Below are 15,701 nucleotides of genomic sequence, written 5' to 3'. Positions count from 1 at the left end.
GTCCGGCTCCACCGACATCGCCATCGGGACCCCGTCGGCGGGCAGGTCGAGCTGGGCGGGCAGTCCCGCCAGTCGCTCCCGCCAGTAGGCCAGTTTGCGGCTGTGTGCCGATTCGGGATCGGATTCGTCGCCGAGCATCTCCCGCTGCCACAGCGCGTAGTCCGCGTACTGCACGGGCAGCGGTTCCCAGTCGGGTGCCTGCCCGGCGACGCGGGCGGTGTAGGCCGCCATGAGGTCCCGGATCAGCGGGGCCACCGAGAAGCCGTCCGCCGCGATGTGGTGGACGACCACCGCGAGCACGTACTCGTCGTCCCCGGCGCGCAGCAGCCGGGCACGCACGGGAACCTCGGCGGTGACGTCGAACCCGGCACCGGCGAGGGCGGTGAGCTCCTCGTCGAGCCGGTCCGCGGGCACGTCGAGGATCGGCAGCTGCGGCCGTGCCTGCTCGACCGGCAGCACGACCTGCAGGCCGGTGCCGTCCACCTCGGGATAGACGGTGCGCAGCACCTCGTGCCGTGCCACGACGTCGCCGAACGCCTCGCCCAGCGCGTCGACGTCGAGGGTCCCCGACAGCCGGACCACCAGCGGAATGTTGTGCAGCCCCGAATCGCGGTCGAACCGGTTGAGGAACCACATCCGCGACTGCGACCAGGACAGCGGGACCTGCTCCGGCCGCGGGCCGGCAACCGGACCACCGGCGGCGACCGCGGGCTCGGAATCCTCCAGCAGCGCAGCGAATTCGGCGACGGTGCGGGTGTCGAACAGCGACCGGACGGTCACCTCGATACCCAGTTCGTCGGCGAGTCGCGCCGCCACCTGCGTGGCGGTCAACGAGTTCCCGCCGAGCGCGAAGAAGTCGTCCTGCGCACCGACGGTCTCGGCTTCGAGGACCGCGGCGAACACGTCCGCGACGATCCGCTCGATCTTCGTTGCGGGCGCCACGAATTCGCGGGTCTCGAACACCGGGGCGGGCAGGGCCGCACGATCGAGCTTGCCCGACGAGGTGACCGGGAAGTCGTCCACGACGACGATCGTGTCCGGCACCAGGTGGGCGGGCAGCACCCGGACGAGCGCGCTGCGCAGGGCACCGGGATCCACCTCGTTCGCGTTGTCGGCCGGCACCGGGACGACATACGCGACGAGCCGATCACCGGCGTCGGCGTGATGGACGGTGGCGACCGCTCGTGCGACCTCGGAGCGGTTCAGCAGCGCCGATTCGATCTCGCCGAGCTCGATGCGCACACCGCGGATCTTGACCTGGGAGTCGGTGCGTCCCAGGTAGACGAGCTGCCCCTCCGGGGTCCACTTCGCACTGTCGCCCGTGCGGTACAGGCGTGCGCCGGGCGGGCCGAACCGGTCGGCGACGAATCGTTCGGCCGTCAGGTCCGGCCGGCCGTGATAGCCGCGGGCCTCCTGGACTCCGGACAGGTACAGCTCACCCCTGACCCCGACCGGGACGGGATGCATCCGCGAGTCCAGCACCACGGCACGGGTGTTCCACACCGGCCGGCCCATCGGCACCGGCCGCGTCGCCAGGTACGGCATCGGCGGCACCAGCGCCGAGGTCGCGTGCACCGTGAACTCGGTGGGCCCGTAGAGGTTGTGCACGGCCGCGCGGGACACCGCCCGGAACGCGCCGACGGTCGCGGCGGGCAGCGCCTCCCCGGCCACGGCGACCGCGCGCAGCGTGCGCAGCGCCGCCGGATCGGGCACCGTCGTCGCGAACACCGACAGCATCGAGGGCACGAACGAGGTGAGGGTGACCGCGCGGCGGCCGATGATGTCGGCGAGCTGCCGCGCGTCACGGTGCGCATCCGGCGCGGCGACGACCATCCTGGCTCCGGATGCCAAGGGCGCGAACATCTCCCACACCGAGACGTCGAATGTGGCCGGAGTCTTCCACAGCACGGTGTCGGCGACGCTGATCCGGAACAGATCCGCGATCCACAGCAGCTGGTTGACCACCGCCCGATGCGGCACGGCGACACCCTTCGGCTCACCGGTCGAGCCCGAGGTGAACAGCACGTACGCGGTGTTGTCGGGACGCAGCGGCGCGAGCCGCTCCGAGTCGTGCAGCGGCGCACCGCTCAGGTCGGGGAAGTCGCCGATCCGCAGCACGGGCACCGCCCGGACCTCGTCGCTCCACTCCACCGTGGAGCCGACGAGCACCGCCACGGGCCGGGCCGCGGCGAGCACCCGCTCGATGCGCGCGGCGGGCTGATCGGGGTCGACGGGCACGTACGCCCCACCGGCGTGCAGAACCGCATGGACCGCCACCAGCAGCTCGACCGAACGCGGTGCGACGACCGCGACGGTGCGCTCGGGTCCGACCCCGGCCGCGACGAGCCGCCGGGCCAGCCGGTGCACCCGGGCGGCGAAATCCGCGTAGGTCAGGATCCCGTCGTCGTCGACGACGGCCTGCAGATGCGGAGTGCGCGCGACCTGCGCATCGAGCAGCCGCGGCACCGTGGCCGGAGGCACCGGCCGGTCCGTCGAGTTCCAGCGGCTCAGCACGGTGCCGAGTTCGGCCCGATCCAGGAGCCGGTGATCGCCGACGGCACGGTCCGGGGCGGCGGTGGCCTCGGCGAGGATCCGCACGAAGTGCCGCACGAACATCGCGATCGTGCCCTCGTCGAACAGGTCGGTCGCGTAGGCGACCTCACCGAACATGCCGCCCGGCTCGTGGTCGTCGCCGAGTCGCTCGGCGAGCGTGACCTGCAGATCGAACTTCGCCCGCCGGGTCGGGACGTCGACCGTGGTGACGGTCAGCGACGGAAGCTCGAGCTGCGTCGCGTCGAGGTTCTGGAAGGCGAGCATCACCTGGAACAACGGATGGTAGGCCTGCGACCGGGCCGGGGCGAGGTCGTCGACGATGCAGTCGAACGGCACGTCCTGGTTGCCGAACGCCTGCAGGTCGATGTCGCGCACGCGGGTCAGCAGCCGGGTGAACGACTCCCCCGCGTCGATCGGGGTGCGCAGCACCAGCGTGTTGACGAACATGCCGACGAGGTCGTCGAGGCCCGCGTCCCCACGCCCGGCCGACGGGGTGCCGACCGCGACGTCCGCGGTCCCGGACAGCCGCGCGAGGAGCACGGCGAGCGCCGCGTGCACCACCATGAACTCGGTGGTGCCGGTGGCCCGCGCCAGGTCCACGATCGCGCGGTGGACGTCCGCCGGAATCTCCACGGGCACCGCGGCACCGGACTGGGATGCCACTGCCGGCCGCGGCCGGTCCGTGGCGAGCTCGAGCCGGTCCTGCAGGCCGGCCAGTTGCTTGCGCCAGTAGGCGAGCTGCTGCGCCATGAGCGAATCCGGCTCGTCGGCATCTCCGAGCCGATCACGCTGCCACAGCGCGTAATCCGCGTACTGCACCGCGAGCGGGAGGCGTTCGGGCGCCACTCCCGCGGTGCGGGCGCCGTAGGCCCGCATCAGGTCGCGGGTGAGTGGTCCCGCCGAGAATCCGTCGCCGGCGATGTGGTGGACGACGACGACGAGAACGTGCTCGTCGTCCGCCACCCGCAGCAGGTGGGTGCGCACGGGGGCGGCCTCGGCGATGTCGAAGCCCTCCGACACGAGGGCGTCGATCCGGGCCGGAACCTCGTCCGGGGCGACGGTCTCGACCGGCACGGCACGCTGGGCGGCGCCGATCGGAAGCACCAGCTGGGTGCCTTCGCCGTCGACCTCCGGGTAGGCGGTGCGCAGCACCTCGTGCCGTTCGACGAGGTCGCCGACGGCCTGCTGCAACGCGTCGACGTCGAGGTCGCCGGTGAGGCGGACCACGAGCGGGATGTTGTAGAGGGACGAGCCCGGATCGAGGCGATCGAGCACCCACAGCCGCGTCTGCGACGGCGCCAGCGGCACCGGATAGGGCCGTGGTCCGGCGGCCAACGGGCCGTCTGCGCGGTCCTCGCCGGGTGTGCGGTCCAGCAACCGCGCCACCTCGACGACGGTCGGTGCGTCGAAGAAGTCCTGGACGGACAGCGGCCGGCCGACTCGGGCCGAGATGCGCGAGACCGCGCGGACCGCGGCGAGCGAGTTGCCGCCGAGCGCGAAGAAGTCGTCGTCGCCGCCGACCCGATCCCGCCCGAGCATCTCGGCGAACACCTCGGCGACCGCCGTCTCGGTGGCCGTCTCGAGCGGGCGATCGTCACCGGTCGCGGCGGAGGTCTCGGGCGCGGGCAGTGCCGCGCGGTCGAGCTTGCCGCTGGTGGTGAGCGGGAACTCGTCGAGCACGGTGTACGCGGTCGGGACCATGTAGTCGGGCAGGGACGCGGAGAGCGCGGCGCCCAGCGCCTCCTCGTCCCACGTGGCGCCCGGGTGCAGCCGCACGTACGCGACGAGGCGATCACCCAGGGTCTCGTCGGCATGCACGCGAACGGCGGCCTGGGCGATGCCGTCCTGCCGGGTGAGGGTTTCCTCGATCTCACCCAGTTCGATGCGCAGTCCGCGGATCTTGACCTGGAAGTCGCTGCGTCCGAGGTACTCCAGCTCGTCCGAGCGGGAACGCACCACGAGGTCGCCGGTCCGGTACATGCGTTCGCCGGGTGCCCCGTAGGGATTGGCGACGAACCGTTCCGCGGTCAGGTCCGGCCGGCCGACATATCCGAGCGCCAATTGTGTTCCGGCCAGGTACAACTCGCCCTCCGCGCCGGCCGGAACCCAGTTCAGGGCGCTGTCGAGGATCAGCAGGTCGGTGTCGGCGATGGGCGCGCCGATCGGCACCGAGTCGACGTCGGCATCGGTGACCTCGTGATGGGTCACGTCGACGGCCGCCTCGGTGGGCCCGTACAGGTTGTGGACCGCGACCCCGGGCAGCAGTTCCCGTACCAGTACCGCGATACGCGCCGGCAGCGCTTCACCGGATGCGAACAGGTACCGAAGAGAGGTGAGCGAATCGAGCTCGGCCTCGGCGACGAACACCGCGAGCATGGACGGCACGAAATGCGCGACGGTGACCCCGCGGTCGCGCATGAGATCCGCCAGGTAGCGCGGGTCCCGGTGCCCCTCGGGCACGGCGACGAGAAGACGCGCGCCGGCCTGCAACGGCCAGAACAACTCCCACACGGACACGTCGAAGGTGACCGGAGTCTTGTGCAGCACCACGTCCGCAGGTCCCAGCCGGTACTGCTCCTGGCGCCAGCGCAGGTTGGTGACGATCGCCTCGTGGGTCACCGCCACGCCCTTGGGCCGGCCGGTGGATCCGGAGGTGAAGATGACGTAGGCGGTGTCGGCGGCGTGCAGGGGACGACGGCGGTCGGCATCGGTGAGCGGGTCCGCCGATTCCGATCCGAGGTCGAGGGCCGTCACGTCGAGCACCTCGATCCCGTCTGCGGGCACCGGCGCAGCGGTCTCGGTGAGCAGGACTGCGGGCTCGGCGACCTCGAGGATGTAGGCCAGTCGCTCGGCGGGGTGGTCCGGGTCGAGCGGCACGTACGCACCGCCTGCCTCGAGCACCGCGTACACGGCCACGAGCAGATCGAAGGACCGGCGCAGGGCGACGGCGACGGTGAGACCCGGCCCGACACCGGACTCGACGAGGCGGCGGGCCAGCCGCCGGGACCGGTCCGCCAGCTCGGCGTAGGTGTACTCGGCGCCGTCGAACTCGACGGCCACGGCGTCGGGAGTGGCGGCGGCCTGCGCGGCGAAGGCGGCGGGCAGGGTGTCCGGTCGCGCCGGCTCCGGCGACGCCTGCTCCTCCCCCGCGAACGCGGCGAGGTCCTCGGACAGTTCGGCCAGAGCGACGGCGACCTCGTCCGGACCACTCCCGGCGAGCCCGGGCAGCAGTCCGGTGAGCACGACGGGAACGAGTGCGTCGGGTCCGATCGCGTCGCCCATGGCGGCGCCGAGCGCGGCCAGTTCCTCGTTGAGGCCGGCGTAGGTGACGACGGCACCGTCGCGCACCAGAGCGACCCGTTCGGGGTCACGCGAGACGACATTCGCGATCAGTCGCGGCAGATTCTCGAGTTCCGACCGTCCGGAATCCTCGACATCCCGCATCCCGTATTCCACCTTTCCCCACATCGCTGTGCGCAGGCGGAGTCGCCGTCGACACCCTCCCGCGACCGCCCGAGCGCGAGCCGGGAGGTCTCGCAGCATGGTCGTCGCACGGAATCGTCGGGCCCTTCACACCGCCGGAGACCGCGCTGACGATCGCCAAACATACAGGCTGTTTTGTGTCCACGGAACAGGTTGTCCGGACATTCCCGGCGCAGCCCCCGGGTCCGGTACCCCGGGGGCCCGTTGCGCGGAACGCCCTGCTAAGGTCGCGTTCGTCCGACACGGGGTGCTCCGCGCGCGCGGGGCTGAGATCACACCCGTAGAACCTGCATCAGGTAATGCTGACGAAGGGATGTCCCGGCATGTCTGTGCCTGTCGACGTTTCGCCTCTTGTTTCCACCGACCGCTTCACCGATCGGATGTGGCAGCACACCGAGACGCTGCGCCGGTCGATCGACGACCTCGAATTCCTCCACCGCCTGGGCGACGGAACGCTGCCGCTCGACGCCTTCCGCTTCTACATCGAGCAGGACGCGCTGTACCTCGCCGGGTACGCCAAGGCCCTCGCGCTGTTGTCCGCCAAGTCCCCGGATCCGGCAACCGCCGCGTTCTGGGCGACCAGTGCCGCCACGGCGGCCACCGAGGAGTCGGCGCTGCACAAGAGCCTGCTCACCGGCGGGGTTCTGCCGCCCGGTGAGGCCGCGCCCGCCCACTCCCCCGCCTGCCTCGGGTACGTCTCCTATCTCACGGCGACCGTCGCCACCGAGCCGTACGCGGTCGGTGCCGCGGCCGTGCTGCCGTGTTTCTGGATCTACGCCGAAGTGGGCCGCGACCTCGCCGCCCGCGCCTCCGGGGTCCTCGCCACCGACCCGCAGCACCCGTACGCGCAGTGGGTGACCACCTACGACGCCCCCGAATTCCACGCCGCGGTCGCGACCGCCCGCGAACTGGTCGACGCCGCGGCGGTCGCCGCCACCGACGCCGACCGTGCCGCGATGCTCGACGCGTTCACCGTCGCGACCCGCTACGAGCTGATGTTCTGGGACACCGCGCTGCACCGGCAGGAATGGCCGGAATCGTGACTCTCCGCCGCCTCACCGCCCTGCTGGTCGCGATCGTCGCGATCGCCCTGGTCCCCGCCTGTTCCTCGTCCGAATCGGACGACACGATCCGCTTCGCACTGGACTGGACGCCGAACACCAACCACACCGGCCTGTACGTGGCGATGCAGGAGGGTTTGTTCGACGAGGCCGGTCTCGACGTGGAGATCCTGCCGTACAACAACACGACCCCGGATACCCTCGTCGACGCGGGCAACGCCGAGTTCGGCATCTCCACCCAGGGGATGACGACCTTCGCCCGCGCCGCCGGATCGCACACCGTCTCGGTGCTCGCCCCGCTGCAGCACTGGGCGACCGGCATCGCCGTCAAGGCGGACCGCGCCGATCTCGCGCGGCCGAGAGACCTCGACGGTCACATCTACGCCGGGTTCGGCGATCCCGGCGACGAGGAGACGCTGCGTCAGGTCATCCGCAACGACGGTGGCCGCGGCGAGTTCACGTCCGTCATCCTCGGCACGTCCGCGTACGAGGCGGTGTACTCGGGAACCGCGGACTTCACCGCGTCCTATCTCGCGTGGGAGGGCATCGAGGCCGAACATCGCGGCCTGCCGATGCGCTACTTCTCGTACACCGACTACGGGTTCCCCGACGCCTACGCCATCGTGATCAGCGGCAACGAGGACTGGCTGGCCGAACATCCGGAGCAGGCACGCGCGTTCGTGCAGGCCGTTCAGCGCGGCTACGAGATCGCCGCCGAGGATCCCGATCGCGCCGCCCGGGACCTCATCGACGCCAACCCGGGGGCCTTCGAGGACGAAGCGCTCGTCTTCGAGAGCCAGCGCATGCTCTCGGCGGACCAGCTGCGCGACGAGAACGGGAACGTGGGCACCCAGACCCTCGACCGCTGGACCGGCTACTCGCGGTTCCTGTACGAGAAGGGTCTGCTCGCCGGACCCGACGGCCGGCCGCTGACCGAGGAGCCGGACTGGTCCACCTACTTCACCGATGACTACCTCACGTCCTGACCCGTCGTCACCGCGCTGGGTCCGCATCGCCGCCCCCGCCGCGGTGGTCGTGCTCGCGCTCGTCGCGCTCTGGCAGCTGTACGTGACGGTCTCCGGGATCCGTCCGCAGGTGCTGCCCTCCCCCGCCCGGGTGCTCGGGCAGGGGTGGGCGCACCGCGACGACCTGGCCGCCCACACGTGGTCGACGTTGCAGGTGACGATCATCGGGTTCGCGGTGTCCCTCGTGGTCGCGTGGGCCCTGGCGATCGTCGTGGACTTCTCGCCGTGGCTGCGCCGCGCGCTGGTGCCACTGTTCGTGGTGTCGCAGACCCTGCCGATCATCGCGATCGCCCCGCTGATGATCATCTGGTTCGGTTTCGGGTTGCTGCCGAAGGTCCTGGTGATCGCGCTGGCGACGTTCTTCCCCATGGCGATCGGGCTGATCGAGGGGTTCGCCGCCGCGGACCGGGAGGCCGGGGCGTTGCTGCGCAGCATGGGCGCGTCCCGCGGCCAAGTGTTCCGGTACGTGCGCCTGCCGTCGGCGCTGCCGCGGTTCTTCACGGCGCTGCGCATCGGCATCACCTACGCGGTGGTCGGCGCGGTGTTCGCCGAGTACGTGGGGGCCACGTCGGGGCTGGGCATCTACATGAGCACCCAGAAGAACTCGTTCCGCACCGATCTGGTGCTCGCCGCGGTGCTCGTCACCGCCGCCCTGTCACTGGCGCTGTATCTGCTCACCTACCTGGTCGAGCGGATCGTCGCGCCCTGGGCCCTGTCCACGGGGAGCCGCAGATGACCGCCGTGACCGTCTCCGCGGTGCACCGTTCCTTCGCGGACCGCGCGGTGCTCGACGGCATCGACTTCGACGTCGCCGGGGGCGAGTTCGTGTCGGTGATCGGACCGAGCGGCTCCGGCAAGTCCACGCTGTTCGGGCTGATCGCCGGCCTCGACACCCCCGACACCGGCACCGTCACCGTCGGCGGCGCACCGGCCGCGCCCGGCCGGGCCGCGTTGATGCCGCAGAAGGACCTGCTGTTCCCGTGGCGCAGCGTCGTCGACAACTGCGCGCTCGGCCTCGAGGTCCAGGGGATCCCGCGCGCCGAAGCCCGGGCGCGTGCCGCGAAGCTGTTCCCCGCGTTCGGGCTGGCCGGGTTCGAGAATGCGCGTCCGGGGGAACTGTCCGGCGGGATGCGCCAACGGGCGGCGCTGGCACGCACGGTCGTGCAGGGCCGCGACGTCGTGCTCCTCGACGAGCCGTTCGGCGCGCTGGATTCGCTGACCCGCACCGACATGCAGCTGTGGTTGCAGGACGTGTGGATGCGGGACCGCTGGACCGTGCTGATGATCACGCACGACGTGCGCGAGGCGGTGTTGCTGTCCGATCGGGTGCTCGTGCTCTCCCCGCGCCCGGCGCGGATCCGGCACGAGGTGCGGGTCCCGCTGCCGCGGCCGCGCACGCTCGAGACCCTCACCGACCCGGAATTCGTGGCGCTGGAACGCGAACTCGTCGACATCCTCCACACGAAGTGAAGGTCACGACGCAACCTTCGGCCGACCGATGAACCGGCTCGAACGAATACCGAAGTGCGCCGGTCGGACTCTTCCCCTCGCGAGGAATCAACGATGCCTGACAAGGAACGGACGGAGAACGACCACATCGTCCGCAGGCGCGAAAGTGACTGCGTCGATTCCCGATTCCGCGAAGGTGACCCGGATTTCGCGAGCATGAGGTGCTTCGTCTTGTTGTCGCTCGACAGTCGTTTCGACCAGATAGCTGCGCCGGTACATTCGCCCCGCCTGCTCCCCAGGTGTCCACCTCGACGAGGATCGGCCCCTCGCTGGCGAACCCCGGCAGGTCTGCCGCTTTGATGGACGCGGTTACGATGCTGGTGGGCGCCTGCTGGATGGCAGAAGACATGGCGGCCGTCCTTCCCTTCGGTCGAGGGCGTGACACTGCACCACGCTCGGTGGCTGTCACAGCGACTCTACTCGCGGACGATGCGGTAGACCTGCACTCGGTGTCACGGTCGTGGATCGGCGAGCCGACAGGGCGCACGTCGCGCTCGTCAACTCGGTGAGCGCGCGGAATGCGGTCCCCGTCGATGGTTGCGGTGGTGTTCCTCGACCCTCGACCTGATCCACCCATTTCTGTTGTGCCTCAGCCATCTTCGCAACATGGCTGCGGGCAGCGGACCGTGTCCGGGACGGCTGCAACGACCGACTTCCGGATTCAGCTCGCCGCAGGGGCCGGGCTGTCGGGGTGAGGCAGTGTGGCGACGAGGCCGGCGATCAGAATGTCGAGGCCGCGTTCGAGTTCCGCAGCACCGTCGTACGACGCCAGTACGGGTGCGAGGCTGCGCAGGAGCGGGAACTCGCCGATCGGCAGGCGATGCAGGCCCAGGCGCAGCAGGTCTTCGTGCTCGTCGGGTCGTTCGACGAGTTCCTGGAGTTCGTTCAGGACGTGACCGTAGAGGAAGCCGAAGAGCGCCCGGTAGACGTGCAGGGCGTCGGTCGCCGTGAAACCGGCCCGGGTGAGCAGGGTGAGGATGTCTTCGAGCGGACGCAGTGTTCCCCGGGGCCGCAATCCGAGGGGCGTCTCGAGGGGCCGGGTGACCAGCAGTGGGACCACGTGGGGATGCTCGAGCGCCAACCGGCGGAAGTTCCGGGCGACCTCCCGGAGTTGGCTTGTCCAATCTCCCTCGTCGGTGCCGACCCGGAGTTGTTCGAGAACGCTCTCGGCGACGGCGTCGAGGAGAGCGGCTTTGTTCGGGGCGTGACGGTAGAGGGTCATCGGGTCACGGCCGAGGACCTTGCCCAGCCGGCGCATGGACAACGCATCGACGCCGTCGCGGTCGACGATCTCGAGTGCCGCAGCGACGATTCGCTGCTGGGTGATCGGGCTACGTTCCGGGCCTGGATCACCGCCTGAGCTGCGCGGGGGACGAGCGGGAGATTCGGCCATCGGAACCCTTCCTTCACTCACTGTCCTCCACCGTAGACCTCTGCCGTAGACCTTGTGTGTAGGTCTACAGTGTTGACACCTCGGCGGCGGCGGCGTTGACTGGTCCTACAACGTGGACCTCGGGCAGCGGTCACGATCATCGTCTTCGGGAACGTCCTTCCCGCCGGTCGCTCTCGCCGCCCCGCACCCGGGGTTTCCGGGTGAGGTCGGAACCTGGAGCACACCATGGCCATCTCCGACATCAAGGAGTACGCCCACCTCGCCGCCGAGGACGTCGAGTCGCTCAGCGACGAGCTGACCGGCATCCGCCGCAGTGTCATCGAGTCGCTCGGCGCCGCCGACGCCGCCTACATCCGCCGCACCATCGCCTTCCAGCGGATACTGGATGCCGCTGCGCGGCTGGTGATCCACGGCAGCAGGAGCCTGCCGGGCTGGATCCTCGGGACGGCAGCGCTCGGCGTGGCCAAGAGCGTCGAGAACATGGAGATCGGCCACAACGTCTCCCACGGCCAGTGGGACTGGATGAACGACCCGGAAATCCACTCCAGCACCTGGGAATGGGACATGGCAGGCCCCTCGTCGCAGTGGCGCTACTCCCACAACTACCGCCACCACGTGTTCAGCAACGTCGTCGGACTGGACGACGACCTCGGCTACGACGTCTTCCGCATCACCCGCGACCAGCCGTGGAAGCCCGTACATCTCCTGCAGCCGCTGCAGAACCTGTTGCTGGCAGCCACGTTCGAATGGGGCATCGCTCTGCACGACGTACACGCCGAACAGAACCTTGCCGGTGCCGGGAAATCCGACCGCTTTCGAGTGCTGATCCGGAAGGTCGCCCGCCAGACGGGCAAGGACTACCTGCTCTTTCCCGCCCTCACCGGACGCCGCTGGCGGCGAACACTGACGGCGAACCTGACCGCGAATCTGCTGCGGAACGTGTGGGCGTACGTGGTGATCTTCTGCGGGCACTTCCCCGACGGCGCCGAGAAGTTCACCCTCGCCGAATTCGAGAACGAGACGAAGGCCGAATGGTATCTGCGGCAGATGCTCGGCACGGCCAACTTTCGGGCCGGCCCGGTGATGGCATTCCTGAGCGGCAATCTCTGCTACCAGATCGAGCACCACCTCTTCCCCGATATCCCGAGCAACCGCTATGCGGAAATCTCCACCAAGGTGAAAGCACTGTGCGACAAGTACGACCTGCCCTACACCACCGGCCCCCTTGCACGGCAGTACCTGCTGACGTTGCGCACCATCCACAAGCTCGCACTGCCCGACCGATTCCTGCGAGCGACCGCCGACGATGCCCCGGAGACGGCCTCCGAACTGAAGTTCCGCGCCTCGTGTGAGACCGGCGTCGAGTTTCCGGCTTCCCGCACCGGGCTGCGGACAGCCCTGCGAAACCTGTCCGGGCATCGTCGCACCTGCTGACGGAGAACTCCCCTCCTCGGGCAGCTCGCCGGCGTAGTACCTTGCCGTCGACGACCGCTCGTTCGGCAGGTCGCGATACTCCCGTCGGGCCGCAGGAACTCTTCGACCCTCCGGCCTCCCGTCACGACAATTGCAGTGCCGCTTCGAGTTCCACGAGCGACTCGTCCAGGTGCACCAGGATCCGCTGCAGGCTCGGAACCGCACGGCGCCCGCCCACGACACCGAAGTCGACGGACTTCTCGGTGTTCGTCACCGTGATGTTCAACGCCAGACCGTCCATGACTATCGAGGTCGGATAGATCCCCTCGAGATGGGATCCCATCCAGTACAACGGATTCCGAGGACCCGGTACGTTGGAGATGACGATGTTGAACGGTGGCGGGGTCAGCCGGACGAACCCGGGAACCGGAGCCAGGCCGAGCGGCGAGATGATGAACCCGGACCACGCGAGCGCCTGCAGTGCGGTCATGTCACCGAACAGCGACTTGCCCTGGCTCATGGAGTCGGAGATCACGGAGAGCCGATCGAGCGGGTCCGCGCGGTCGGTGCCGAGATTGCACAACGTCACCCCGACGCTGTTGCCGCCGTCGCCCGGCCGATCCTTGGGACGCAGCGACACCGGAACCATCGCGATCAGCGGATCATCCGGCAGCGCATCGTGTTCGAGCAGATATGCCCGCAACGCACCGGCGCACATCGCCAGGACCACATCGTTGCCCGATACGTCCGCGGCGCGGCGCACGCGGGCGAGTCGCTCGCGATCCCAGGATTGCGCAGCGAACCGTCGCGCACCTCCGATCGGCACGTTGAACATCGTGCGGGGCGCCTCGTACGGCAGTGCGACCTTGCGCGGACCGACGGCGAGCCGCCCGATCCGCACTGCGGCCGGAACAGCATCGGCGACATCACCGGCCAGCGACCGCGCCGTCCCGAGCAACGCTCCGGCCGTCCCGAGCAACGATCCGGACGGCGCAGCGCCGTCGCTGCCGGCTCGGTCCGGGCGCGGCAGGTGCCACGGGGCGATCGGCTCGGCGAGATCCGGGTCGGGGCTCAGGGTGCGCTGCAGCAACCGCAGCGCCGACACCCCGTCGACCAGCGAATGGTGGATTTTCGAGTACCACGCGAACCGTCCACCCTCGAGCCCTTCGATCAGGTACATCTCCCACAGTGGCCGGTGCCGGTCCAGCAGGGTGCCGTGTAATCGCGAGACGAGGGCGAACAGTTCCCGGAACCGGCCGGGAGCAGGCAGTGCCGAGTGCCGCACGTGGTATTCGAGGTCGACGTCGCGGTCCTCGGACCACCACACGTGCCCGAGCGTCGAAACCGGATCGCCGGGACGTCGGCGGAACAGCGGGTCGATGTCGGTGACGCCGATCATGCGGGCGTACAGATCGGCGACGTAATCCGGTCCGGCATCCGCGGGCGGAGTGAACAACTGGACCGATCCGACGTGCATCGGGTGTTCGCGGGTCTCGGCGAACAGGAATATCGAATCCGTAACGGACATGATTCCCACCTGCGGTGCCCCTTTCGCGAGGATCTCTATCCAGTTACGAACCTGCCGACCATGTTACGTCGGTCGTACCCTCGGGTATCCGGAGTTCAGCAAGCATCCACTGGGGAAGGGGCGAGCGAAAGCAGCGACGAGGAGGCCGCGCATGAACACCGCACTGGCACGTACAGCCCTGTCCACCGCAGCCCTGTCCACCGCAGCCCCGATCGCGCTCGTGAGCACCCCCGTGCTGGTGCGCGAATTCGCCGGGATCAGCACCGCGTCCCGCCTGCTGTCGGCGTCGGTGCGCCGGACCGTTCGCCCCGCCATCGATGCGTGGGCGCTGGCACCGAACCTTCCGTGGCCGACCACCCTCGTCGAGCGGCTCGCGTTTCCGCTCGCCCAGGTGCCCGGCACGCGGCGGTGGCCGGTGAAGCTGCCGACCTGTCCGGCCGAATACCTCACCGGGCCCGGCGTCGACACGGCGGTACCGGGTGGGCAGACCACCATCCTGTATCTGCACGGCGGCGCATTCCTGTGCTGCGGGTTGGGCACCCACCGGCAGATGGTGTCGCGGATCTCCGCGGCCACCGGCGCCCCGGTGCTCAACGTCGGCTACCGGATGCTGCGCGGACACCCGATCCGCCACTCCGTCGAGGACGGGGTCGCCGGGCTGCGATGGCTCCTCGCTCAGGGTGTCCCTATCGAACGCATCGTGATCGCGGGCGATTCCGCGGGGGGATTCCTCTCGTTCGCGGTGGCGCTCGAGTCGCTGCGGCTGGGCCTGGGCCGGCCCGCGGGCATCGTCGCGCTGTCACCGCTGACCGACCTCGATCCGCACGGCAAACTCGACCACCCGAATTCGCGGCACTGCGCGCTGTTTCCGCGCCGGGCCGTTCCCGCCCTGGCCTCCCTCATCGAGCGGGTCGACACGGCCCGCGGCGCCGGCCACGAACCTGTCGGCTCACCCGTCGATGCCGACCTGAGGGGTATGCCGCCCACTCTGATCCAGACCGGTTCGCACGAGATGACATTCGCCGACGCCGAGCTGATGGCGCACCGACTCGGCGCCGCAGGGGTGCCGTGTGAACTGCAGATCTGGGAACGTCAGGTGCACGTGTTCCAGGCCGCATCGGCCGTGGTGCCCGAGGGCGCTCGCGCGGTCGCCGAGATCGGTTCCTTTGTCCGGGCCCTCGACGTGAGCGCCACCCGGAACCAGGCCGGGTGATCCACGCGTTCGGCCACGTGGCCCAACCGCCCGCCGATTGCCGGATGTGACGCGCGTCGTCGAAACACGCGGGACGCGTGTCGAATCCACGTGCACCGGCTGTCCGCTCTGTACTGTTCGTCTCGGCAACCGCCGCGAGCGGACGCCGACCGTGTTACATCGATCCGAAAGGGACAGCGGTGAGCTCTCTCAACGCAGGCCAGAGCCTCGGCGTCGGCCAGGAACTCAAGTCCGACAACGGTGCCTACACCCTCACGCTTCAGCAGGACGGCAACCTCGTGCTGAACGAAGGCGGCAAGGCCGTCTGGGCAGCCATGACGAACGGCTCCGGCGCGGTGCGCGCGGATGTTCAGGAGGACGGCAACTTCGTCGTCTACAAGGAGAACAACGAGCCGGTGTGGGCGTCGCAGACCAGCGGCAACTCCGGTGTGCGCCTGACGGTGCAGGACGACCGCAATGTCGTGCTGTACGCCGGTGATCGCGCCATCTGGGCCACCGACACCGCGATCGCGCAGGCCGAGGC

Annotated in this window: 9 protein-coding genes, 1 pseudogene and 1 riboswitch; of the genes and pseudogenes, 7 read left to right on the top strand and 3 right to left on the bottom strand. The window is 69.7% G+C overall.

Annotation, left to right across the window (positions count from 1 at the left end; translation table 11 throughout):
* Window positions 1–5,997: non-ribosomal peptide synthetase (locus I0Q12_RS01035; protein ID WP_197250189.1), on the bottom strand; the 5,997-nt coding region annotated here is incomplete at its 3' end.
* A 272-nt stretch (window positions 5,998–6,269) separates the two neighbouring features.
* A riboswitch (TPP riboswitch) is annotated at window positions 6,270–6,367 on the top strand.
* On the opposite strand from I0Q12_RS01035, the gene I0Q12_RS01030 reads away from it, so the two are divergent.
* The 4 genes from I0Q12_RS01030 to I0Q12_RS01015 all read left to right on the top strand — a co-directional run bounded on the left by I0Q12_RS01030 (window position 6,360) and on the right by I0Q12_RS01015 (window position 9,592).
* Window positions 6,360–7,079: a TenA family protein gene (locus I0Q12_RS01030; RefSeq protein WP_197250188.1), complete on the top strand. Its 720-nt coding sequence runs from the start codon at window positions 6,360–6,362 to the stop codon at window positions 7,077–7,079. (Overlaps the previous riboswitch by 8 nt.)
* Entirely contained in the window at window positions 7,064–8,083 is a 1,020-nt protein-coding gene (locus tag I0Q12_RS01025; protein ID WP_197250187.1) for an ABC transporter substrate-binding protein, read from the top strand. Before I0Q12_RS01030 ends, I0Q12_RS01025 begins: the two co-directional genes overlap by 16 nt.
* Window positions 8,064–8,858 carry an ABC transporter permease gene (locus I0Q12_RS01020; protein ID WP_197250186.1) on the top strand — a complete coding sequence of 265 codons (795 nt, stop codon included), beginning with the start codon at window positions 8,064–8,066 and terminating at the stop codon, window positions 8,856–8,858. The genes I0Q12_RS01025 and I0Q12_RS01020 overlap by 20 nt, the downstream gene beginning before the upstream one ends.
* Entirely contained in the window at window positions 8,855–9,592 is a 738-nt protein-coding gene (locus I0Q12_RS01015; protein ID WP_197250185.1) for an ABC transporter ATP-binding protein, read from the top strand. Before I0Q12_RS01020 ends, I0Q12_RS01015 begins: the two co-directional genes overlap by 4 nt.
* Window positions 9,593–10,292: 700 nt before the next feature.
* Here I0Q12_RS01015 and I0Q12_RS01010 read toward each other — a convergent pair.
* On the bottom strand, window positions 10,293–11,024 hold the full coding sequence (locus I0Q12_RS01010; RefSeq protein ID WP_197250184.1) for a TetR/AcrR family transcriptional regulator C-terminal domain-containing protein: 732 nt from the start codon (window positions 11,022–11,024) through the stop codon (window positions 10,293–10,295).
* Between the two features lie 225 nt (window positions 11,025–11,249).
* Here I0Q12_RS01010 and I0Q12_RS01005 point away from each other — a divergent pair, with 225 nt between their 5' ends.
* The gene (locus I0Q12_RS01005; protein ID WP_197250183.1) at window positions 11,250–12,458 is read left to right on the top strand and encodes an acyl-CoA desaturase; all 1,209 of its coding nucleotides are present in this window, start codon (window positions 11,250–11,252) and stop codon (window positions 12,456–12,458) included.
* A gap of 121 nt (window positions 12,459–12,579) precedes the next feature.
* On the opposite strand, the gene I0Q12_RS01000 is transcribed toward I0Q12_RS01005, so the two are convergent.
* A complete protein-coding gene (locus tag I0Q12_RS01000; RefSeq protein ID WP_197250182.1) occupies window positions 12,580–13,965 on the bottom strand; it encodes a wax ester/triacylglycerol synthase family O-acyltransferase in 1,386 nt (461 codons plus the stop codon).
* A gap of 151 nt (window positions 13,966–14,116) precedes the next feature.
* Here I0Q12_RS01000 and I0Q12_RS00995 point away from each other — a divergent pair, with 151 nt between their 5' ends.
* Together I0Q12_RS00995 and I0Q12_RS00990 are read left to right on the top strand one after the other, a co-directional pair.
* Window positions 14,117–15,178 (top strand): alpha/beta hydrolase, encoded by a 1,062-nt coding sequence (locus tag I0Q12_RS00995; RefSeq protein WP_197250181.1) that lies wholly within the window; start codon window positions 14,117–14,119, stop codon window positions 15,176–15,178.
* A 179-nt stretch (window positions 15,179–15,357) separates the two neighbouring features.
* Window positions 15,358–15,701, top strand: a pseudogene (locus I0Q12_RS00990) (lectin); the annotation flags it as partial.

The sequence above is a fragment of the Rhodococcus sp. CX genome (genome assembly GCF_015865005.1).
Taxonomy (GTDB): Bacteria; Actinomycetota; Actinomycetes; order Mycobacteriales; family Mycobacteriaceae; genus Rhodococcus.
The sequence above is the reverse complement of the archived record's forward strand: the minus strand, read 5'-3'. Positions and strand labels throughout refer to the sequence as shown.